Raw genomic sequence first — 270 nt, 5'->3', positions numbered from 1 at the left:
CTTCGAAATGGTACAACGAATATTAGAACGCATTGTAATGTTGATCCAATAATTGGACTTCATAATTTGGAGGCGCCGTTAGCTGCATTAGCAACATATAAAAATCGGATGTCTGGTGGAATCGTTGCTTTTCCGCAACATGGATTATTGCGCAGTAATTCTGTACAACTTGTGAAAGATGCGATGCGTATGGGGGCGAATCTAGTCGGTGGAGTGGATCCAGCTACAGTGGATAATGATATCGAAAAATCTTTACATACGATTATGGAT

At 40.4% G+C, this 270-nt stretch carries 1 pseudogene; it reads left to right on the top strand.

Annotated elements, in window-relative coordinates:
- Positions 1-270 (top strand): annotated as a pseudogene (locus tag JDS81_RS29975) (deaminase); the annotation flags it as partial.

The sequence above is a fragment of the Bacillus cereus group sp. N31 genome, from assembly GCF_016483245.1.
GTDB classification, from domain to species: Bacteria; Bacillota; Bacilli; order Bacillales; family Bacillaceae_G; genus Bacillus_A; species Bacillus_A toyonensis.
This window is presented reverse-complemented; position numbering and strand designations above follow the sequence as displayed.